Source organism: Oleiphilus sp. HI0043, assembly GCF_001634935.1.
In genome coordinates this window covers 1-1,151 of record NZ_LWEY01000805.1, presented here as the reverse complement: position 1 = coordinate 1,151, position 1,151 = coordinate 1, and the positions used below count along the sequence as shown (strand labels likewise).

Here is a 1,151-nt window from a genome sequence, read left to right as displayed (position 1 = left end):
TTTTGTGAAAGCAATCACGGTAAATAGAAATCAAAATACATATTATGATCTCACTGGCGAGCAACACAGCTTGTTAGAAAAAAATGAAATCATATAAATCAAATGATCGCGTTAAGACACATAAGTCTAAGACAGTTTTAACGTAACCTAAATATTAGGAGAATAATATGAAAGGCCTGAAAAAAATCGCACTAGTTTCTGCAATCGCTGCTGCTTCTGCTGGCGCACAAGCTGAACTTAAAGCTCTAGACGACTCAGCAATGGGCGAGCTAACTGGTCAAGCTGGTTTGACTATCGATCTAGAAACTAAAGTTTCTATCGGTCAGTTCATGTATAAAGATGCTGGTAGCCTATTCATCAACGACATCAGCATCGGCGGCAACGCAAACACTGGTGACGATAACCTAGCAAACGACACTGACATGATTGACAATATCCGTATGAACATCGATATTGCTGGTTCTGCTGCTACTGGCGAAAACATTTTAGATCGTGGTTTGTCTGATTTTTACGGTGCTGAAGGTCTAGCTGCATTGGCTCTAGCATACGGTGCTGTAGATGACGGTCGTCTAGCTGGTTTGGCTGGCGGTATCGAAGCTAACGCTGATGGTGCATCTTTGACACAGCTAGAAGCTAACAATGTACAAGCTGCTCCTGGTGTATCTGTTGTTCAAGCAGTTGCTGGTGCACTTGGCGGAACATTCGTTAAGGGTCGTGTTGGTATCGAAGACGGTGACTTGTTAATTCACGAAATCGCTACTGATCCATTGGCTGCTCTTATCAGTGCTGATGACCTTATTGCTGGCGGTGCTACTGCACTTGCTGATTTCTCAACTCAAGAAGTTATCGACGCAGCTGTAACAGCGGTTGATTTCAAATACGAAATCGGTGCAATCGGTATTGCTGACTCTACTTACCAGCCAGGCGCAGATCTTTCTACTGCACAAACTACTACTTTGATCAGCAACTTAAGCATTGCGGGTTACTTGGGTCACAAAGATATCCATATCGAAAACAATGGTAATGGTTTCGGCGCTACTGACACTGATGGTAATGGTCGTATCTCTGCTGCTGAAGCTTCTGATGCTGTGACTGGTTCTACTGGTTACGGTGATGCGAACTCAAAAATCCACATGGATAGCTACTTCAAC

The 1,151-nt window shown here is 43.5% G+C and carries 1 protein-coding gene; it reads left to right on the top strand.

Translation table 11 applies throughout. The annotated features are described in order from the left end of the window. Positions 1-167: 167 nt before the first annotated feature. Positions 168-1,151 (top strand): DUF6160 family protein (locus A3729_RS09205; RefSeq protein WP_231877394.1); only part of this gene is annotated, 984 nt, incomplete at its 3' end.